Origin of the sequence: Erythrobacter sp. (genome assembly GCF_038133525.1) — a bacterium.
In the GTDB taxonomy this organism is placed as follows: domain Bacteria; phylum Pseudomonadota; class Alphaproteobacteria; order Sphingomonadales; family Sphingomonadaceae; genus Qipengyuania.
Window position 1 is genome coordinate 14,230 of record NZ_JAYPTL010000002.1, and the last position, 19,293, is coordinate 33,522.

16 protein-coding genes are annotated in these 19,293 nt (G+C 62.9%); 10 read left to right on the forward strand and 6 right to left on the reverse strand.

The window, feature by feature from the left end; translation table 11 throughout:
• Positions 1-119: 119 nt before the first annotated feature.
• Genes AAFM29_RS00820 through AAFM29_RS00835 form a run of 4 tightly spaced genes read left to right on the forward strand, consistent with a single transcriptional unit; the run spans position 120 to position 4,459 of the window.
• Entirely contained in the window at positions 120-1,646 is a 1,527-nt protein-coding gene (locus AAFM29_RS00820; RefSeq protein WP_341710919.1) for a PAS domain-containing protein, read from the forward strand.
• A 52-nt stretch (positions 1,647-1,698) separates the two neighbouring features.
• On the forward strand, positions 1,699-2,163 hold the full coding sequence (locus tag AAFM29_RS00825; RefSeq protein ID WP_341710920.1) for a hypothetical protein: 465 nt from the start codon (positions 1,699-1,701) through the stop codon (positions 2,161-2,163).
• A complete protein-coding gene (locus AAFM29_RS00830) occupies positions 2,160-2,927 on the forward strand; it encodes an ATP-binding cassette domain-containing protein (protein WP_371830697.1) in 768 nt (255 codons plus the stop codon). The genes AAFM29_RS00825 and AAFM29_RS00830 overlap by 4 nt, the downstream gene beginning before the upstream one ends.
• Positions 2,924-4,459 (forward strand): ABC transporter permease/substrate-binding protein, encoded by a 1,536-nt coding sequence (locus AAFM29_RS00835; RefSeq protein WP_341710921.1) that lies wholly within the window; start codon positions 2,924-2,926, stop codon positions 4,457-4,459. The genes AAFM29_RS00830 and AAFM29_RS00835 overlap by 4 nt, the downstream gene beginning before the upstream one ends.
• Here the strand turns inward: AAFM29_RS00835 and AAFM29_RS00840 are convergent.
• From AAFM29_RS00840 to lgt, 3 genes are read right to left on the reverse strand one after another with little or no spacing between them, the layout of a single operon-like run.
• On the reverse strand, positions 4,456-4,869 hold the full coding sequence (locus AAFM29_RS00840; RefSeq protein WP_341710922.1) for a DUF2147 domain-containing protein: 414 nt from the start codon (positions 4,867-4,869) through the stop codon (positions 4,456-4,458). The two genes, AAFM29_RS00835 and AAFM29_RS00840, sit on opposite strands and share 4 nt — an antisense overlap.
• A gap of 2 nt (positions 4,870-4,871) precedes the next feature.
• Positions 4,872-5,954, reverse strand: coding sequence for an SAM-dependent methyltransferase (locus AAFM29_RS00845; RefSeq protein WP_341710923.1), 1,083 nt, complete (start codon positions 5,952-5,954; stop codon positions 4,872-4,874).
• On the reverse strand, positions 5,951-6,859 hold the full coding sequence (lgt, locus tag AAFM29_RS00850; RefSeq protein WP_341710924.1) for a prolipoprotein diacylglyceryl transferase: 909 nt from the start codon (positions 6,857-6,859) through the stop codon (positions 5,951-5,953). The genes AAFM29_RS00845 and lgt overlap by 4 nt, the downstream gene beginning before the upstream one ends.
• A gap of 165 nt (positions 6,860-7,024) precedes the next feature.
• Between lgt and AAFM29_RS00855 the strand changes: the two genes are divergently transcribed.
• Both AAFM29_RS00855 and AAFM29_RS00860 read left to right on the forward strand, forming a co-directional pair.
• Positions 7,025-8,719 (forward strand): class I adenylate-forming enzyme family protein, encoded by a 1,695-nt coding sequence (locus AAFM29_RS00855; RefSeq protein ID WP_341710925.1) that lies wholly within the window; start codon positions 7,025-7,027, stop codon positions 8,717-8,719.
• Positions 8,716-11,475 (forward strand): [protein-PII] uridylyltransferase, encoded by a 2,760-nt coding sequence (locus AAFM29_RS00860; protein WP_341710926.1) that lies wholly within the window; start codon positions 8,716-8,718, stop codon positions 11,473-11,475. The genes AAFM29_RS00855 and AAFM29_RS00860 overlap by 4 nt, the downstream gene beginning before the upstream one ends.
• A gap of 7 nt (positions 11,476-11,482) precedes the next feature.
• Here AAFM29_RS00860 and AAFM29_RS00865 read toward each other — a convergent pair whose 3' ends face one another.
• On the reverse strand, positions 11,483-12,145 hold the full coding sequence (locus AAFM29_RS00865) for a YggS family pyridoxal phosphate-dependent enzyme (protein ID WP_341710927.1): 663 nt from the start codon (positions 12,143-12,145) through the stop codon (positions 11,483-11,485).
• Here AAFM29_RS00865 and AAFM29_RS00870 point away from each other — a divergent pair.
• Positions 12,144-12,680 carry a thiamine phosphate synthase gene (locus tag AAFM29_RS00870; protein WP_341710928.1) on the forward strand — a complete coding sequence of 179 codons (537 nt, stop codon included), beginning with the start codon at positions 12,144-12,146 and terminating at the stop codon, positions 12,678-12,680. The two genes, AAFM29_RS00865 and AAFM29_RS00870, sit on opposite strands and share 2 nt — an antisense overlap.
• 70 nt (positions 12,681-12,750) lie before the next feature.
• Positions 12,751-15,087 (forward strand): DNA translocase FtsK 4TM domain-containing protein, encoded by a 2,337-nt coding sequence (locus AAFM29_RS00875; protein ID WP_341710929.1) that lies wholly within the window; start codon positions 12,751-12,753, stop codon positions 15,085-15,087.
• A 6-nt stretch (positions 15,088-15,093) separates the two neighbouring features.
• On the opposite strand, the gene AAFM29_RS00880 is transcribed toward AAFM29_RS00875, so the two are convergent.
• Positions 15,094-16,161 carry a citrate synthase/methylcitrate synthase gene (locus AAFM29_RS00880; protein WP_341710930.1) on the reverse strand — a complete coding sequence of 356 codons (1,068 nt, stop codon included), beginning with the start codon at positions 16,159-16,161 and terminating at the stop codon, positions 15,094-15,096.
• Between the two features lie 78 nt (positions 16,162-16,239).
• Between AAFM29_RS00880 and AAFM29_RS00885 the strand changes: the two genes are divergently transcribed.
• The gene (locus AAFM29_RS00885) at positions 16,240-17,349 is read left to right on the forward strand and encodes a citrate/2-methylcitrate synthase (protein ID WP_341710931.1); all 1,110 of its coding nucleotides are present in this window, start codon (positions 16,240-16,242) and stop codon (positions 17,347-17,349) included.
• 86 nt (positions 17,350-17,435) lie between these two features.
• A complete protein-coding gene (locus tag AAFM29_RS00890; protein WP_341710932.1) occupies positions 17,436-18,977 on the forward strand; it encodes a DUF389 domain-containing protein in 1,542 nt (513 codons plus the stop codon).
• A 135-nt stretch (positions 18,978-19,112) separates the two neighbouring features.
• On the opposite strand, the gene AAFM29_RS00895 is transcribed toward AAFM29_RS00890, so the two are convergent.
• The coding region (locus tag AAFM29_RS00895) for a hypothetical protein (protein WP_341710933.1) at positions 19,113-19,293 on the reverse strand (181 nt) is incomplete at its 5' end.

Below are 19,293 nucleotides of genomic sequence, written 5' to 3' on the forward strand. Positions count from 1 at the left end.
GCCGGAGCCCGTAGCGGAGCGGGCCGTGCGGAGCAAACCGATATGGCTGCCCGGTCTGACACTGACGCATTTGCTTTGTGTTCGCCGCGGAAGGACCGTAGTGTTTGCGCAGCGGCATTATGCTTCAGAGGACCGAAGATCTCTGGCCGCGGGGCGAACCGCCCTCAACGGCCCTTTGCGACGAGGACGCGCGCCTCGCCCTGCTTGCCGCGCATGGCGCATCGGCGCTGGTCGAGGATCCCGAGCTCAACGCCATCGTATCGCTGGCGGCAAAGGCCTGCGATGCGCCGCTTGCCGCGATCACGATTATCGAACGCGACCACCCGCTGTTCCTCGCACGGCTTGGCCTCGCACAAGAGGAGACGCCTCGTCCGATCAGCTTCTGTGCCCATGCCATGCTGGGCAGCGAGTCGATGGTCATTCCAGACGCAACGCTGGACGATCGCTTCCACGACAATCCGCTGGTCACCGCATCGCCCCACATCCGTTTTTATGCCGGCTACCCGCTGATCTCCGCCGAAGGCGCGCCATTAGGCGCGCTCTGCATAATCGATACCAAGCCTAGGCCAGCGGGCCTGACCGAACTGCAACGCGAAACGCTGGCGGTGCTTGGCGCCGCCGTCATGCGCAGGCTGGGGCAGCGGCGGCTCAATCTCGAGGCCAAGAACGAAATCGATCAGCGTGAGGCGCAGCTGCGCCGCATGATCGATAGCGTCCCCGACATTGCGTTTTCGGCAGATGCGGATGGGACGTTCGATTATTTCAATGCCCGGTGGGAAGAGCTCACGGGGCAACCTCCCCCAGCCCTGGCCACCGACTGGCAACCCTTCGTCCATGCCGAGGATTTTGCCGCCTCACTCGAGAGGTGGAACACCGCAGTGAGGAATGTGACACCCTTCGAAGACCAATGGCGCCTGCGCATGGCTGATGGCTCGTGGCGGTGGGTCTTGTCGCGCGTGGTTCCCGCGGTGACCAAGGCCGGGGCCGCCCGCTGGTTCGGGGTACTCACCGATATCGATGCCGTACATCGCGAAAAGCAGGCCAAGGACCTTCTTGCCGCCGAGCTCTCGCACCGGATCAAGAATATCTTCGCGGTGATTTCGGGAATCATTTCGATCCGGGCCCGCGGCCGGCCCGAACTGTTCGAGTTCGCAAGCGATCTCGGTACTGCGATCCGGGCGTTGGGTACCGCGCACGACTATGTTCGCCCGGTCGAAGGCCGCAGCAGCGATTGTCTCCAGGGCCTGCTGCGCGATCTGCTGGCCCCCTATGACCACGGCAACTCAGGACATGTTACCGTGACAGGCGCGGACATCGAGATTGGGCCGCAAGCAGCGACCCCCCTGGCGCTGATCTTTCATGAACTTGCCACAAACTCAGCCAAATACGGCGCCTTGGCGAGCGATCGTGGCACCGTGGCGGTCGAGATTGCCGCGCCGAATGCAACGGACGGGATGCTCCACGTCACCTGGCGGGAAACCAGCGGGACCGGCCCCCTGTCCGAAAGCTCAGGTAGCGAGGGCTTCGGATCGAGACTTTTGCGCCTGGCGATTGAGAACCAGCTGCGCGGAAGCTTCGAGCGGAGAATGGGGGCGGATGGCATCACAATCGAAATTGCAGTTGCAGCTGATCGGGTCGCAGCCTGATCACGGTGGGGCTCGCCACGCCTCATCCAACTGTTATTATGGTAAACGAGTCGTGAGTAGAGAGATGCACAAGGCGTTGGTTTTAGGACTGGTTTTCGCGGCCGCTGGCTGCGCGCAGCCGCCTGAGCCAGCCCCAACCGATACACCGACTGTCGCCGCAAATGACATTCCGGAATCCAATCCTGGCGCGGGCGTGCCGCAGAGCTTTGCCGGCACGGCCTGGCGAGCCCAGGGCGAAGACGGCAGCCTCTACACCACATATATCGATGCTGACGGTACCTATCGTGACCTGCGCAACGGCGACCCCTGGCAAACCGGTAAGTGGACTTACGATCTGGCTGGCGAGAATCGCCTTTGCTTCACGCCCGATGACGAAAATGGGGCGGAGCGGTGCTGGAGACCCGAGCGTATGCATGGGGCGGCATTGGATGTGATAGGCGGCGCCGAAGCACGTCGCGTCGAGTTGGAGCCGGTCGAATACGCTGCTGCAGATGTGGAGGGCCAGGACCCCACGTGACGCAACAGGCAAACCCGGCACTCGAATTCCGGGAAATACGCAAGAGTTACGGGTCTATCGTTGCGGTCGGCGGCGTCTCACTGACGATCGAACGCGGCAGCTTCGTGGCAATGGTTGGAGCGTCCGGATCAGGCAAGTCGACGTTGCTGAAGACGGTAAACCGGCTGGTCGAAGCCGATTCGGGCACCGTATCGCTTGAGGGAAGAGACGTTGCTTCGCTTCCGCTTCCCGCGCTTCGGCGTCGGGTCGGCTACGTATTTCAGTCGGTGGGCCTATTCCCGCACATGTCCGTGGGCGAAAACGTTGCGATCGGACCGCTACTGGCGGGTGACCGATTGTCTTCGGCGCGCATCACCGAATTGCTGGAATTGGTCGAACTGGATCCGGCATTCGCTTCGCGGATGCCCGATGCGCTATCGGGCGGTCAGCGCCAGCGCGTCGGCGTGGCCCGTGCGCTGGCTGGCGGCTCACATCTGTTGCTGATGGACGAACCCTTCGGCGCGCTCGACCCGGTAACCCGCGCCGCACTGGGCGAAAGCGTCAGCGCGCTCCATCGCGAGCTGGGCCTGACGACAGTCATGGTCACGCACGACATGGCCGAAGCACTGCTTCTGGCCGATCGCGTTTTGGTGATGGACCGCGGAGAGGTCGTCGCCGACGAGGTGCCGCACGCGTTGCTTGATGGCGCTGGTGGGGCCGTGGCCCAAAGGCTTGTTGCGGTACCGCGCGCGCAGGCCGACCGGCTCGCGGAGCTAGCGCGATGAGCGAACTGCTGAACATCATGCCGATGCTCGGCGATCATCTGGCCGCGCATGTGCTGTTGTCCGTGTCCGCGATCGCACTGGGCATCGCGGTGGCCTTGCCACTTGCCGTCTGGGCCAGCCGCTCGCCCACCGTTGCCAAGGCGACACTTGGTTTCGCCAGCCTTGTGCAGACCGTGCCCGCACTCGCCCTGCTCGCCCTTTTCTTCCCCATCTTGCTCAGCTTGCGTGCGGTTTTCGGGGAAGACCTGCCGACACTCGGCTTCCTTCCGGCACTGCTGGCGCTGGCGCTCTATGCCCTGTTGCCAATCTTGCGCAATGCGGTGACAGCGCAGGCCAATCTCGATCCCGGGGTGATCGAGGCAGCGCATGGCGTGGGAATGAACGACTGGCAGCGCCTGCGCCTCGTCGAAGCCCCGCTGGTAGCACCCTATGTCATGGCAGGTATCCGTACCGCGGCCGTCTGGACTGTAGGTGCGGCAACGCTGGCCACCACTATTGGGCAGAAAAGCCTGGGTGATCCGATATTCGCCGGCCTGCAGACGCAAAACTGGGTGCTGGTCGTTGCGGGCTGCATCGGCAGCGCGGGGTTGGCGCTGGCCGCAGACGCCATTCTCGGGATGATCGAACGCGGGTTGGCCACGCGACGTCGGGGCCTGACGATCGGCGGCCTCGCTGCGCTGCTGTTCGGCGTCACATTGGCCCTGAACTCACAGCTGGATGGGGGCGAGGATCGCCGCGTCGTGATCGGCGCCAAGGGATTCTCCGAACAATACATCCTTGCACGGCTTATCGGACAGCGGCTTGAACAAGCCGGCTATACGGTCGACTATCGTGACGGGCTGGGATCGGCGATTGCCCATCAGGCGGTCGCGACAGGGGCGATTGATGTCCTGGTCGATTATACGGGCACCATCTGGACGAACCACATGGATCGGCAGGACAATCCCGATCGGGACAAGATGCTGGCCGAAATCATCGCCTGGGAAAATCGCACAAGCGGTGCACATGTCCTGGGAAGGCTGGGCTTCGAGAATGCCTATGGATTGGCCATGCGACGAGATCGCGCCGAGGCACTGGGAATTCGATCGATCGAGGACCTTGCCCGCACTGCCCCGAAAATGACGATCGGGGGTGACCCGGAATTCTTCGAGAGACCCGAATGGCACGCTGTCCGCCGGACTTATGGCCTGCGCTTTGCCTATCAGCGTAACTTCGCCCCGACCTTTATGTACAATGCCCTCGAATCGGGCGAGGCAGACGTCATCAGCGGATACACTTCGGACGGGCGCATCGAAGCAGACGATCTAGTCATCCTGGCCGACCCAGAAGCGGCCTTCCCCAATTACGATGCCATAATCCTGCTTGCCCCCAAAACGGGCAAGAACGCAAACTTGGTTACGGCCCTCATGCCGCTGGTCGGGGCCATATCGGTTGAGGCTATGCGCGAGGCGAATTTCGCGGTCGACCGCGATGTCGACAAGCTGTCCTTCGACGATGCAGCGCGGGCGCTGGCTGCGAGCGCCGGTTTCTAGCGAGCCTTTTGCCAGGTCTGGGTCTGGCAGAACGGACCAAGGCAACCTTTGACTTCGAGCACATTGGCCCCCTTGCGGCGGATCACCGATCGATAGGTTTTCCCGCTCTTCGGATCATAGATCGTACCGCGCCAAAGATCGCTTTCCTCGGTGAACTCGGAGAGGATCGCCATGCCCAATAGCTTGCGGTTGCGCAGGGCGGGATCCTTGTTGTTGACGTCGCGCTGATCGACACCTTTCGGCGGTGCGACGAGGAAGCGATCGATACGCCCGCAAAGCTTTGGCCCACAGGGAGCTATGGCGATAACAGCATCCTTCTCGCCCGTTACCCAACGACCCTGGATCGGCTCTGCAGCAGATAGGGGCACGCAGGCGAACAGGGCGGCTATGGTTGCGGCGGCTCGCTTCATCACTACTCCTTCGTTCGACGCTGCCCCTCGTCGAAGCCTGCCCCGCGGGGCCAGTCACGCGCAGTCAGCGCCATTACCTTGAACAATTCGCCCATGGCGTCGGCACCGACCAATCTGTCGTACGCTACCTGAACCTCGTTCGAACGATCGGGAAAGCGGGTTGCGAGGGCTTGCGCCCGCAACCCGATACCCATGGCAGAGAGCCAAAGGCCCTGGGTTGCAGTGGATGTGGCCAGGCCACCCTGCCGGGCGATGTCCACCAGCATTGCGAAATCGACATGCGCGGTGAGGTCCATGTCGCCCGGCTTGTCGAACACATCGACCTTCGTGTGCTCACGCACAGCCTGCAAGGTCGAGCCAACCTGCGGGGCAAGATAGCCGTAATCGATGAACAACGCGGCACCGCCCTGCACGTCGAGCCGCTCAGCCAGCGCCTCGATCAGCGCGGCCGCGGCAGGACAAGCCTCGATCACCGTGCCGGGCTCGGCAGCTCGAAGCGCCTCGGGCACAGCTTCGTCCATCGGGTTCGGACCGGCCGCGAAAACAAATGCCTCGTCTTCGTCGAGCGCGACCATCCGCTCTCGCCAGCCATCGCCGGTCATTACCAGCTGCCGGATCGGCAGCGCATCAAGGAACTCGTTTGCGGCCAGCAGCAGCGGCCGCTCGGCCGGCAGTGTATCGACAGTATCGTGGAACTGCGCCCCCGCGAGCACACCCGACTGGACCGCACGCAGTGCTGCGGATCCTTCTACCAGGTGAACCTCTGGTCGCAGGCCCTGACTGGCCATCGCTCTCAGCGCATCTTTGGCCAAGGTTCCACGCCCGGGCCCCAGCTCGACGTAGATCGCATCCGCCGGCCGCCCCGCACGCTGCCAGATATCGGCCAGCCACAGCCCGACCATCTCGCCGAACATCTGGCTCACCTCGGGCGCAGTGACGAAATCCCCCGCAGCACCCAGCGGATCGCGCGAGGTGTAGTAGCGAGCGTTGCTTTCACCCATGTAGCGCGACACGGGGAGCGGGCCGTGATTGCGGATCAGCCGGCGAAAGCTATCCGTGAGATCTTCTGGCCCGCTACCACTCATGCCGGGTTCGGGCTGCTAGAGCGACCGGTACCAATCGGTTGGCGAACCAGCGCGTAGGCCAGCACCGCCACACCTACCGCGATCATCGGCAGGCTCAGCCACTGCCCCATCGACAATCCAGTCTCCTGAGTGAACTGCGCCAGCTGCGCATCGGGTTCGCGGAAGAACTCGTTGACGAACCGGCCGATACCCATGCCGATGGTGAAGATGCCGACCAGCAGGCCCGGGCGATAGCGCGCGCGGGTCTTCCAGAACAATCCGATCACCAGCAGGCCGAGCAGTAGGCCTTCGAGTCCAGCCTGATAGAGCTGGCTCGGGTGGCGTGCGATATCGCCGCCACCGGGAAAGACCATGGCCCAGGGCACATCGCTGGCGCGCCCCCACAGCTCACCGTTGATAAAGTTTGCGAAGCGACCAAGCATGTATGCAAGGGGGACGTTGACCGAGACATAGTCGCAGATCCGCAGCCAGTTGAGGCCGCCGCGCCACGATACCCAGGTGATTGCCAGCAGCACGCCGATCACACCGCCGTGAAAGCTCATGCCGCCATCCCACAGGCGCAGCAGGTCCCAACTGACCGCTTCCCCGGGGGTGAAGTGAGTGAACAGGCTCGGCTTGCCTGTATCTCCCCCGGTATAGAAGGCGGCGTAGCCGAGCCGGCCGCCGAAAATCACGCCCAGGGTGCAATAGAAGAAGAGGTCGTCGACATGGCGTTGCGCCATCGGACTGCCCGGCGACTTGATCATCTTCGTCAGCTGCCAATAGGCCAGCAATATGCCGAACAGATAGGCGAGCGAATAATAGCGCAGCTGGAAGCTTCCGATCTCGAATAGGTAGGGCTTGAGCCCGAGATCCTGCCAGTAGATCGGGTCCGTTGCGCCCGATGCGGCCAGTAGTGACAGCAAGTGGTAATCCCCTTAGAGACATGTCCAAGGCCGCAACCGGCGACCCATCGGGGCGGCTTTTGGCATAGCAGGGGTTTTGGGGAAAGCCTGCGTCGAGCCGCAGTTGAGCGTGCGGGCTTCGCAACGAAGCCGTGCGCCGGAATTGGAGAGGACAAAAGAGGACCGATGCCCACCCAACTCGACAAGGACATCCATCGCTTTACGGATGCAGTTACCGCACCGGGCCAGATGTTCGAACTTATCGATATCGAACGCCGCGGCGTGATGATGCCCGCGTTCAAGAACGCCCCACCAAGCCTCGCCCATTACTTTGCGCATTTCTGCAACCAGCATAAGGACACGGTCTTCCTGGTCGACGGCGACATGCGGATGACCTTCGGCGAGGTCTACGCTGCCGCCACCCAGGTCGCACATGGCCTGGTGACGAAGCACGGTCTCAAGAAGGGCGACCGGGTTGGCATCGCTGCACGCAACTCGGTCAACTGGATTCTCGCCTATATGGGCACGCTGATGGCGGGCGGGTGCACCGCCTTGCTCAATGGCTGGTGGACTGGCGAGGAACTGGCTTACGGTATCGACCTGTGCGATTGTTCGCTGGTACTGGCCGACCCTCAGCGCGCTGCGCGCCTCGACGGCGTCGATCATGCCGCCAAGGTGGTCGTGTTCGATCACGGCGACCCGGAAACCGGCCTTTCTCCGGTTTGGGAGGCCGGCGACACCGCTGCTCGAATGCTGGCCGAGGTCGGTCCCAGCGACCTAGCAACGATCCTCTATACCTCGGGCTCGACCGGCTTCCCCAAGGGCGCCTACTCCGACCACCTCGGTGTCGTCTCGGGCGTGATGAACTACGTCTGCCAGACGGCGATGATCCTGGGCCTGATGACCGAACGCGGCGAAGCCCCAAGCGTCCAGCCGAGCGCGCTGATTACGGTGCCCCTGTTCCACGTGACCGGCGAAGTACCCGTGCTCCTCCAATCCTTCGCGATCGGCCGCAAATTGGTGCTGATGCCCAAATGGGACGCTGGCGAAGCGTTGCGCCTGCTCGATGAAGAGAAGATTACCTATTTCGTCGGCGTTCCGCTGATGAGTTACGAGCTCGCCACGCATCCCGATCGCGACAAATACGACCTGTCGCAGTGCAAGAGCTTTGCTGCCGGCGGGGCCCCGCGCCCAGTTGAACATGTCGAACGCATCCGCGAGGCCTTCCCGGAAGGTTTCCCTCTGCTCGGCTATGGCCTTACCGAGACCAACGGCGTGGGCTGCGGCAATTTGAACGAGAATTATCTCGCCAAACCCGGTTCGACCGGGATGCCATCGAAGCCGCTGGTCGACCTTGCCATCCTCGATGACGACGGCAAGCCGTTGCCGCGCGGCCAGGTAGGCGAGGTTTCGATGCGTTCGGTGTGCAACTTCCTCGGCTATTGGAAGAACGAGGACGCAACCGCGGCCGCCTATACCGATGACGGCTACTTCCGCACCGGCGACCTGGGATACCTCGACGAAGACGAATACCTGTTCATCGTCGACCGCAAGAAGGACATCATCATCCGCGGCGGCGAGAATATCGCCTGCATCGAAGTCGAAGAAGCGATCTACGCGCATCCCGATGTCGCCGAATGCAGCGTCTTCGGCCTGCCCGACGAACGCTTTGGTGAAGTCCCCGCGGCGGTCTATTACCTCCACCCCGGCAAATCGCTTTCACCGGAAGAACTGCAGGCCTTCCTGCGTGAGCATATCGCTCCGTTCAAGGTGCCCTCGCTGGTCTGGCAAAGCGCCGAACAGCTGCCGCGTCTGGGCACGCAGAAAGTCGACAAGCGCACAGTCAAGGCGACATTCGGCAAGGAGTACCTCGCCGCTTGAATTCGATCCGCATCCCTGCCCAGCGCGCGATTGTCGACCGGCGCGAACTTGCCGGAACCATCGACGCGCTGGTCGCGGAACATGGCGACAAGGCGCGGCCCAAAGTGGTCGCGACGCTCAAGGCTGCGCTCGAGGCCGGGCGCAGTGAGCTTGCGCGCCGGCTGGCGGCCAAGCCTTCGGCAGGTCACGAATGTGCTGGGGGCCATGCTTTCCTGATCGATCAACTGGTTCGCGTGATCCACGATTACGCGGTCACCCATGTCTATCCCGCCGCCAACCGATCCAAGGCAGAGCGCCTCGCGATCATGGCGGTGGGTGGCTATGGGCGGGCCGAGATGGCCCCGCAGTCGGACGTCGACATCGCCTTCATCACCGGTGGCAAGGGAACCGCATGGTGCGAACAGGTGGTCGAAGCCATGCTCTACATGATGTGGGACCTGGGGCTGAAGGTCGGCCATTCGACACGTACGGTAGACCAGGCGCTGCGCATGGCGAAAGACGATCTCACGATCCGCACCGCCCAGCTCGAAGGGCGCTATGTCTGGGGCGATCGCGAGCTCTTCGATGAGGGCGTGCGACGTTTCGAACGCGAAGTTGTGCGCGGTAACGAACGCGCCTTCGTTACCGAGAAACTGGCCGAGCGAAATGCGCGTCACAAACGCATGGGTGACAGCCGCTACGTTGTCGAACCCAATGTGAAAGACGGCAAGGGCGGCCTGCGCGACCTGCACACGCTCTACTGGATCGGCAAGTTCATCCACCGCGTTCGCGCGGCCGCAGAACTGGTCGACGTCGGCCTGTTTACCCCGGCAGAATACCGCAGCTTCCGACGGGCGGAAAACTTCCTCCTCGCCGTCCGCTGCCATCTGCATGTGCTGACCGGACGCGCCGAAGACCGCCTGACCTTCGACATGCAGCGCAGGATCGCCGAGCGGATGAATTTCGCCGACCGCCCTGGAAAGAGTGCGGTCGAGCGCTTCATGCAGCTCTATTTCCTCCACGCCAAACGGGTAGGTTCGCTGACCGGCGTCTTCCTTGCGCATATCGACGAGCAGTTTGCTGCCAAGAGCGCGAAATCGGGCTTCTTCGCGGGCTGGAAGCAGCGCGGTCGCAGCCTCAAGGGGTACAAGGTCTTCGGCGGCAAGATAGCTGCGCCGTCGGATGACTGGTTCCGCAAGGATCCGGTGCGATTGGTCGAGATCTTCCAGCTGGCCGAAGCCGAAGAGCTCGAGCTCCATCCCGAAGCGATGCGGCAGGCCGATCGCGACAGTGGCCTGATCGATAATGCCGTGCGCAAGGATCCACGCGCCAATGCGCTGTTTCTCGACCTGCTGACCGGGCGCAACAATCCCGAGCTGGTACTGCGCTGGATGAATGAGGCCGGGGTGCTGGGCAAGTTCGTGCCTGACTTCGGCAAGGTCAACGCGCAGATGCAGTTCGACATGTACCACCACTATACGGTGGACGAACACACCATTCGCGCCATCGGCCTGCTCAACAAGATCGAAAAGGGTGAACTGGCTGAAGATCATCCGCGCGCGACGCGGCTGATTCACAAGGTCAACTCGCGCCGCGTCGCCTATGTCGCAGCTCTATTGCACGATATCGCCAAGGGGCGCGGCGGCGATCACTCGGTGCTGGGTGCAGAAGTCGCGCGCGATCTATGCCCACGCTTCGGCATGACCGAAAGCGAGACCGAACTGGTTGCCTGGCTGGTGCTGCACCACCTGCTGATGAGCCGCACGGCACAGAAGCGCGACCTGACCGACCCCAAGACGATCGAGGATTTCGTCGGCGAGGTGCAAAGTGCGGAGCGGCTGCGCCACCTCGCCATCCTTACCGCCGTCGATATCCGCGCGGTCGGGCCGGGAACCTGGAACAGCTGGAAGGGCCAGCTGCTCGGCGAGCTGTATGACGTATCGAGCGAGCGCCTGCGACTGGGGCACATGCGTGAAGGGCGCGAACACCGCATTGCCGGAAAGCAGCAACAGGTCTCGGAATTGCTGGGCAAGCAGGCGCACTTGGTCGAGGAGCTCGCATCGACGTTGGGCGATGCCTACTGGATCGCCGAACCGGTTGACATCATCGCGCAGAACCTGGTGCAATATGCCGCCGCGCGCGAGCAGGCGCACGAGCTTTCGGTGCATTGCGAATTCTACGAGGCACGCGGCGCCACGCTGGTGACCGTGATCGCCGCCGACCACCCCGGATTATTCTATCGCATCGCGGGTGGCATCCACCTTGCCGGCGGCAACATCATCGATGCGCGCATTCACACCACCCGGCAGGGCTGGGCGCTGGACAATTTCCTGGTGCAGGATCCGCATGGCGGGGCCTTCGCCGAAAGGAGCCAGCTCGACCGGCTCAAGAAGAGCATCGGCGATGCGCTGGCCAATCGGGTCGATCTTGCCCCTCGCCTGGCGCAGCGCCCGCTGGCGCACAGCCGCGCGCGCGTATTCGATGTCAGTCCCCGCGTGCTGTTCGACAACAAGGCATCGAACCGGTTCACTGTGATCGAGGTCAACGCCCGCGACCGTCCGGCACTACTCAACCGGCTCGCCCGCACGCTGTTCGAACAGCGGCTGGTGGTCCATTCGGCACACATCACCAATTATGGCGAGCGCGCCGCCGATACGTTCTATGTGACCGACCTGACCGGTCACAAGCTGAGCGTGGGTGAGCGTATGGATGCAATCGAGAAGGCCCTGATCGAAGCAGCAAGCGACGCGCTGCAGGACAAGCTCGAGAACGCCTAGCTGCGCGTCAGCCGCGCTCGCCGAACAGCGCGGTGCCGACGCGGACATGCGTTGCGCCGAGCATGATTGCGGTTTCGTAATCACCGCTCATCCCCATGCTCCGGCCATCAAGCCCGTGATCGCGGGCGAGCTTGTCGAGAAAGGCGAAGAAGGGCGCGGGTTCGATGTCGAACGGCGGTATGCACATCAGCCCGGCGAGGGGGATCTCGGCCGCGCGAGCCTGATCCAGCAGAGCAGGAAGCTCTCCGACCGGGCATCCGCCCTTCTGCGGCTCCTCGCCCACGTCGACCTGGACGAAACACGGCACCTTCCGCCCGACCTTGTCGAAAGCCTTGGCCAATGCGGTGACCAGGCTGGGCCGGTCGAGCGAGTGGATGCAATCGAACAGCTGCACTGCATCTTCGGCCTTGTTCGATTGCAGCTGCCCGATCAGGTGCAGCGTCACATCCGGATAGTGTTCACGCAGGGCAGGCCACTTGCCTTGTGCTTCCTGCACGCGATTTTCGCCAAAATGGCGCTGTCCCTGTTCCAGCAACGGCACGATCGCATCGGCCGTGTGAGTCTTGCTGACCGCAACCAGCGTTACCTCATCCGGCTCGCGGCGCGCGATCTTGCACGCCTTTGCGATATTGGCTTGCACTTGCTGAAGCGGGGTCTCTGCCTTTTCCATGGCGAGGCGCTATAACGCCCCCATGCCGAGGCGCCAGTCCCTCCCGTTGCTGTGGCTCCTGTCCGACGCGCGCAATGACGCGGGCCTGGAGCAAGCATTGCGCGCCCTGCCCGCAGGATCGGGCTTCGTCTTCCGACACTATCACCTGAACGACACAGCACGGCGGCAGCGCTTCGACGAACTGGCGCGTATCGCACGTCAGCACGGGCACGTTGTTGTCCTGGCGGGCAGCGAGGACTGGGGTGCGGATGGCACCTACGGTCCGCCCGGGCGGCTTGGCGGTGGACTGCGCCTTGCGACCGCCCACGATGGCGATGAATTGCAGGCAGCGGTCGATAGCAAGGTGGATGGCATCTTTCTCTCGCCAGTCTTTCCGACCGCTTCGCATCCCGGTGCTGAAACGCTCGGCATCCACGGCTTTCACGTCCTTGCCCAGCAATCGCCGGTGCCGGTCATCGCTCTTGGGGGAATGACCCATGATCGCGCCCGCGAACTCGACTGGCCGCGTTGGGGGGCGATCGACGGACTCGGTTGATCGAACACGCCTTGACCTCGGAGTCTTCGAGGATTCATACTGCTGAACTCGACGGATCAGGGGAATACACATGGCCACGCGCGCAGGCGCAGCATCCGATTGGCGCGCGGCGTTTCGCCGCTCGATGCGGCGTGCACTGCACATGAGCGGCGCGGGGTTGCTATTTGCGCTCCTGTTGTTCTTCGCACTCGCGCTGGCGAGCTATACGCAGACAGATCCCAGCCCTTCAACTGCGGCCGCCGGGACCGACATCCGCAACTGGATGGGGGCTAGCGGCGCCTGGGCGGCCGAACGCGCACTCAATTACCTTGGAGTGCCGGCGATCCTACTGTTGCCGCTGCTCTATATTTCGGCCCGCCGCCTGTGGACCGGTGTCGAGGATGCCGACGAGGAAGAAACGCCCGGGCGCTGGTGGGGTCCCTTCGCGATGCTGCTTGCCGCGATGGTGTTGCTGGGTACGGTCCTGGCGCTGGTTTTCGAACCCGCCACGGGTTCATTGCCGGCTGGCCTGGGCGGTCTGTTCGGCCAGCTGGGCGGGCTTGCCATCGAAGGGGTTTCAGATCGCTTCGGTGCGGGAGTTTCAGGCTGGGTCACCCTGGCGCTGGCACTGATTTCGCTCGCGGGAGGCATTGCCCTTGTCACGCGCGTCTTCGCGATCGACTGGCTGCAGTTTCTCACTCTTCCCGACTTCGTGAAGAAGCCTCCGCAGATATCCGAAATCGATCTCCCTCTGATGCCGAAGCGTCAGAAGCGCGCCAAGGTACCAGCTGGCGAAGGTGATACGGAGGAAGTCGCCCTACTCCAGCCACGTCGCAGCCCCGAGATTGCTGATCCTGCGCCTGCTCCGGCCAGCCCGCGGCCGGCGAAGGCGAAGCAGCGCGACATGTTCGCAAGCTTTCAGCTTCCCAGCTTGGACCTGCTCGACGATCCGCCCGAACACGCGGTGCCCAAGCTCGACAAGATGGCGCTCGAGCGCAATGCGCGCCTGCTCGAAAACGTGCTCGACGACTTCAACGTCAAGGGCGAGATCACCGCGGTGCGCGCCGGCCCGGTGGTCACGATGTACGAGCTGGAGCCCGCGCCGGGCATCAAGGCCAGCCGCGTGGTCGGGCTCGCGGAGGACATTGCGCGCAATATGTCGGCCATCTCGGCGCGCGTTTCGCCGATCCCCGGCAAGACGGTAATCGGGATCGAGCTGCCGAATGCCGACCGGCAGACGGTCAGCTACAAACAGCTGGCAGCCAGCGCCGCCTTCGTCGATAACAAGGGTACGCTGCCGATGATCCTGGGCAAGGATATCGCAGGCGAGCCGATCGTCGCCGATCTTGCTGCCATGCCCCACTTGCTGGTGGCGGGCACCACCGGCTCAGGCAAATCGGTCGGGTTGAACGCAATCCTGCTTTCGTTGCTCTATAGGTTCACACCCGACGAGTGCCGGCTGATCCTGATCGACCCCAAGGTACTTGAACTCAAGACTTACGACGACATCCCCCACCTGCTCTCGCCCGTGGTGACCGAGCCGCACAAGTCGGTACGTGCACTCAAATGGGCGGTCGAGGAGATGGAGCGGCGCTACCGCATGATGTCGAGCGTCAACTCACGCAATATCGCCGGTTTCAACGAGAAGATCCGCAGTGCGATCACCAAGGGCAAGCCGCTGGGACGTCGGGTTCAGACCGGTTTCGACCCCGAAACGGGTGAGGAACTCTACGAAGAGGAGCAGCTCGATTACGAACCGCTGCCGCTGATCGTTCTGATCGTCGATGAGTTGGCCGACCTCATGGTGACCGTCGGCAAGGAGATCGAGGTGCTGATCCAGCGTCTTTCGCAGAAGTCGCGCGCCGCTGGCATCCACCTGATCATGGCGACACAGCGTCCTTCGGTCGATGTCATCACCGGTGTGATCAAGGCCAACCTGCCTACGCGCATCAGCTTCAAGGTGACCAGCCGGATCGATAGCCGAACCATCCTGGGTGAGCAGGGCGCAGAGCAGCTACTGGGCAAGGGCGACATGCTCTACAAGCCCAACACCGGCGCGATGATCCGCGTCCATGGCCCGTTCGTGGCGGACGAAGAGGTCGAGCGGGTGGCCGACCATTGGCGTGCTCAAGGCAAGCCCGAGTATGTCGATGCGGTGACCGAAGAGCCCGAAGACGGCTTCGGCTTCAGCTTCGAGGACGACTTCACCGCCTCCGATAACCCCGAAGAGCGCAAGTATCGCCAGGCCTGCCAAATCGTATTCGAGAACCAGAAGGCCTCGGGCTCGTGGCTCCAGCGTCAGATGGGCGTGGGCTACAACACCGCTGCCAAGTGGATCGAGCGAATGGAAGAAGACGGACTGGTCGGTCCCGCCAACCACGTCGGCCGCCGCGAAATCTTCAGGGATCGCGACGGCAACCCGATCTAGCGGTGGCTAGGCCGCCTGGAGGCTGGGTGGTTCGATATAGCGCGAAGCGGGGCGAATGACGCGACCCGTCCGAGCCTGTTCGCGCGCATGCGCCAGCCAACCAGCCGTGCGCCCCATGGCAAACACCGCGGTAAAACAGTCCTTGGGGAAGCCCACCGCTTCGAGCAGTAAGGCGGTGTAGAATTCGACATTGGTTTCAAGCACCCGGTCCGGCTTGCGGCGGCGCAATTCGGCAAGTGCGGCTTGCTCAACTGACTCGGCGAAGGTGAGGCGGGCATTCGATCCAGCAAGCTTCGCGACTTGCGCCTTCAGCACATCGGCACGCGGATCGCGAGTGCGGTAAATGCGATGGCCGAAGCCCATGAGTCGGTCCCCGTGATCGATCGCGCGTGAGATCCAGGCGCTGGCGTCACCTTCCTGTGCAATGGCATCGAGCATATCGATCACCGGCCCGGGCGCGCCGCCGTGGAGCGGTCCCTTGAGGGCACTATAACCAGCCAGAACCACCGAGGTCAGTCCCGCCTGGGTCGAAGCGACGACACGTGCCGCGAAGGTCGAAGCGTTGAGTCCATGGTCTGCGACAGTGACGAGATAAGCGTCGAGTGCATTCGCTGCGCCATTGTGCCCGAGCATGCGAACCACATCGGCCGAATGCCCCAATGATTTATCAGGCGGTACAGGAAGGTTGCCGTCGCGCTGGCGGATCAGCGCCGGGAGCGCAACCGCAGGCAAGGCGAGGAGGCGGAACGCATCGTCGATGCCAGTTGCATCTGGCAGCAGGGCGACCAGCGCGCGAACTCCATCATACGGTGGGAGAGCGGAGAGTAGGGGCAACCTGGCGCGGATCTGATCGAACACCTCGACCCTTGCCACTGCCAGCTGGCGGGCAAGTTGCGTCTCGTTGGGCAGGTCTTCGAAAAAGCCCGTGAAGAGCAGATGGACCAGCTGCTCGAATGTCCTGCAGCCCGTCAACTCGTCGAGCCGATGCCCGCGGATCACCAGTTCGCCTGCTTCGCCGCGAACGTCTGACAAGACCGTTTCGGCGGCGATCACCCCTTCAAGCCCGCTGGTCATATTCATTCCTCCAGAATTGCTTTGAAGCTGATCTGAGGAGTCTCGACAATTGAATCAATCTTGATCAATATAATCAATATGAATGAATGGATGACCCGCGACGAAGCGCTGGCCCGATTAGGCGTCAAGGCACAGACTCTCTATGCCTATGCCAGCCGCGGGTTGATCGGACGGGCTGCACAGGATCGGGATCCACGTCGCAGCCTCTATCGCAGCACCGACGTCGAAGCGCTGGCGAGCCGCCGCAAGCGAGGGCGCGCAACCGCAGCAATCGCAGCCAGCACGCTGTCCTGGGGCGAACCCACCATCCCCACTTCGATCTCGACAGTCATCGACGGCGATCTGGTCTATCGCGACCAAAGCGCGGCAATTCTTGCTACCGATCGATCGCTCGAACAGATCGCCTCATTGCTATGGCAGGTCGAACAGGTCGAATTCCCTGCCTGCGCTCCCACCGACAATGCCTTCCGAGCCATTGCCGAACTGGCGGGCACTGCACGGCCGATCATGGGACGAAGTCGCGACAAGCTCGTGCCGGAAGCGGCCACTGCAGTATCAGCAATTGCTGCTGGCCAGGGCGTACAAGGCGAAGGGCCGATGCACCTGCGAGTTGCGGAGGCCCTGGAGGTCAGGGGCGAGGGTGCCGACTGCATCAGGCGTATCCTGGTGCTGCTCGCCGACCATGAACTGAACCCATCGACATTCGCCACGCGGATTGCCGCTTCGACCGGGGCACCTATGCCGGCGTGCATCCTTGCCGGGCTCGCGACCCTGTCGGGCCCCAAGCATGGTGGCGCCGGGGCAGCCCTGGCTGCCTTGCTCGACGAAAGCCTGGTCAATGGAGCAGGCACCACGGTCGATCGCTGGCTGGGAACAGGCTTGCCGCTACCGGGATTCGGGCATCCGCTCTATCCAGCGGGGGACCCCCGGGCAAAGGCGATACTCGCGACCGTCGAATTGGATGAAGCGTTGGCGCGGCTGCATAGCGCAGTGACAGAGACCGGAGACGCACTTCCGAATGTCGATTTCGCCATACTTGCTGCCGCTCGTGCGTACGGAATGAAGCGACACGCGACCTTCTCGCTATTCGCCATAGCCAGGACCGTCGGTTGGGCTGCCCATGCAATGGAACAAGTGCGTTTGGGCTCGATCATCCGGCCGCGCGGGATATATCGTGCCGAAAGCTAGTACACAGCGGCAAGATAATGAGGGTAGGCGGCGGCATTTCGCATTAAGAGCCGTTTCTCGTGGCAATTGGGGTAGTTTGGCGATCCATGGCTGAAACATTGAGTACCGAGCCGGAAGATGCGGGCAGCAATCTTCCTCCACCGTTGAGTCGTTACACCTTGCTGCGCGCACTCGTTGAACTTCAGACATGGTGGCGAGAGGCGATCGTCGGCCAAACCGACCATGAACACACGATCGAGCAGGTTCGCGACGAGTCGCTGCTAACCAGCCGTTATGTTTTCATGACCCTGATGTCGGCCGGGATCGCGATCCTCGGCCTGCTACTTTCCTCACCGGCCGTAGTCATTGGGGCCATGCTGCTTTCCCCACTGATGAACCCGATTATCGGGACCGGGTTCGCCTTGGCCACCGGCGATGCACGTTGGCTGCGGCGCTGCGGCAAGGCACTTGCGATAGGCTCGATATTGGCTGTCCTGTTCTGTGCGCTGATTGTCGTCAGTTCACCGCTGCAGACGGTTACCGAGGAAATTGCGGCCCGAACCCGCCCGAACCTTTTCGACCTGCTGGTTGCGCTGTTCTCCGCACTCGCCGGTAGCTATGCGCTGATCCGCGGACGCGAGGGCACGATCGTCGGGGTTGCCATCGCGACGGCCCTTATGCCGCCGCTGGCAGTCGTCGGGTTTGGGCTGGCCACGCTCAACTGGACCGTTTTCGGCGGCGCACTTGGCCTGTTCGTGACCAACCTCGTCACCATTGCGCTAACCGCAGCTGTTATGGCCCGGTTCTTTGGGTATCGGTCCGGATTGAGCGAGCGGCAGAGTCGCCTCCAATCGCTGATCATTGTCGCGGTGTTCGTGGCATTGGCGGTACCGCTGGGCTTTTCCCTACGAACCATCGCATGGGAAGCCAACGGCCAGCGCATCGTCAACCAGGAGGTCAAGGACGCCTTCACCGGGCGCGCGCGGGTCGACCAGCCAGTGGTGGATTGGGATGCGGAACCGGTATCGATCACTGCGAGCGTGTTTACGCCCGAATTCCGCTCCGATGCGGACGCCGAGATTACGCGCCGGCTTGAGCGGCGGCTCGGACGCCCTGTCGTCGTCACGGTCGACCAGTTCCAGGTGGGTACCGATCCGCGCGCAGCCGAACAGGCGGCACTTGCGCAAGCCAGGGCGCGAGAGGCTGCGGAGGCGAGCGAACGCCAGATTGTCGCGCTGGCCCAAAGCCTGGCTCTCTTGGCCGGGGTGGAGCGCAATGACGTATTGGTTGACCGCGAAAGCAAACGCGCCTCAGCATCCGCTCGCCCACTCGAGGGCCTTCGTCTGGCTGGCTATCGCGAACTTGAGCGAAGACTAGAGCGTGCCACTCCGGGCTGGACCGTGCAGCTAAGGCCGCCCCTCCAACCGCTCCCGACAATAACCCTGGATGGCGACAAGCCGGACACGCTTGGTACCGAGGCCCTCACCCTTATCGAGTGGGCTGCGGCGCGGACCGGCAATCCAATTGCGCTCTCCGGGCCCGAATCTGCCCTGCCTGCGCTGACGCAAGAGCTAGAACAAGCGGGCGTCCAAGTTACCTCACGGACGGAGCAAGGCTCGGTCGTGACGGCTTGCGGGGGTTTAAACTGACGCGACCCGGTTGGCGGGCCGGGCTGAAACGAGCGAGGCGGGCGACCCGGGTCACCCGCCTCGACTATTTCATGGCAAGGACCTGGACCCAGCCAAACGTGCGGAGCGAGCTAGTCGCCCGCCCCGCATTCACGATTACATGCGATAGCTCAGCTGGATGTAACCGAACTGACCCGGGATATCGTAAGTGGTCGGATCGTAGTTCGGGCCGGTGCAGCTGAAGCAGGCCGGCGGATCGGTGTCGAAAACGTTGAGCACACCGACCGACAGACGGAAGGATTCATCGAGGAACTTCGGCGTTATGCTGAACTGCACG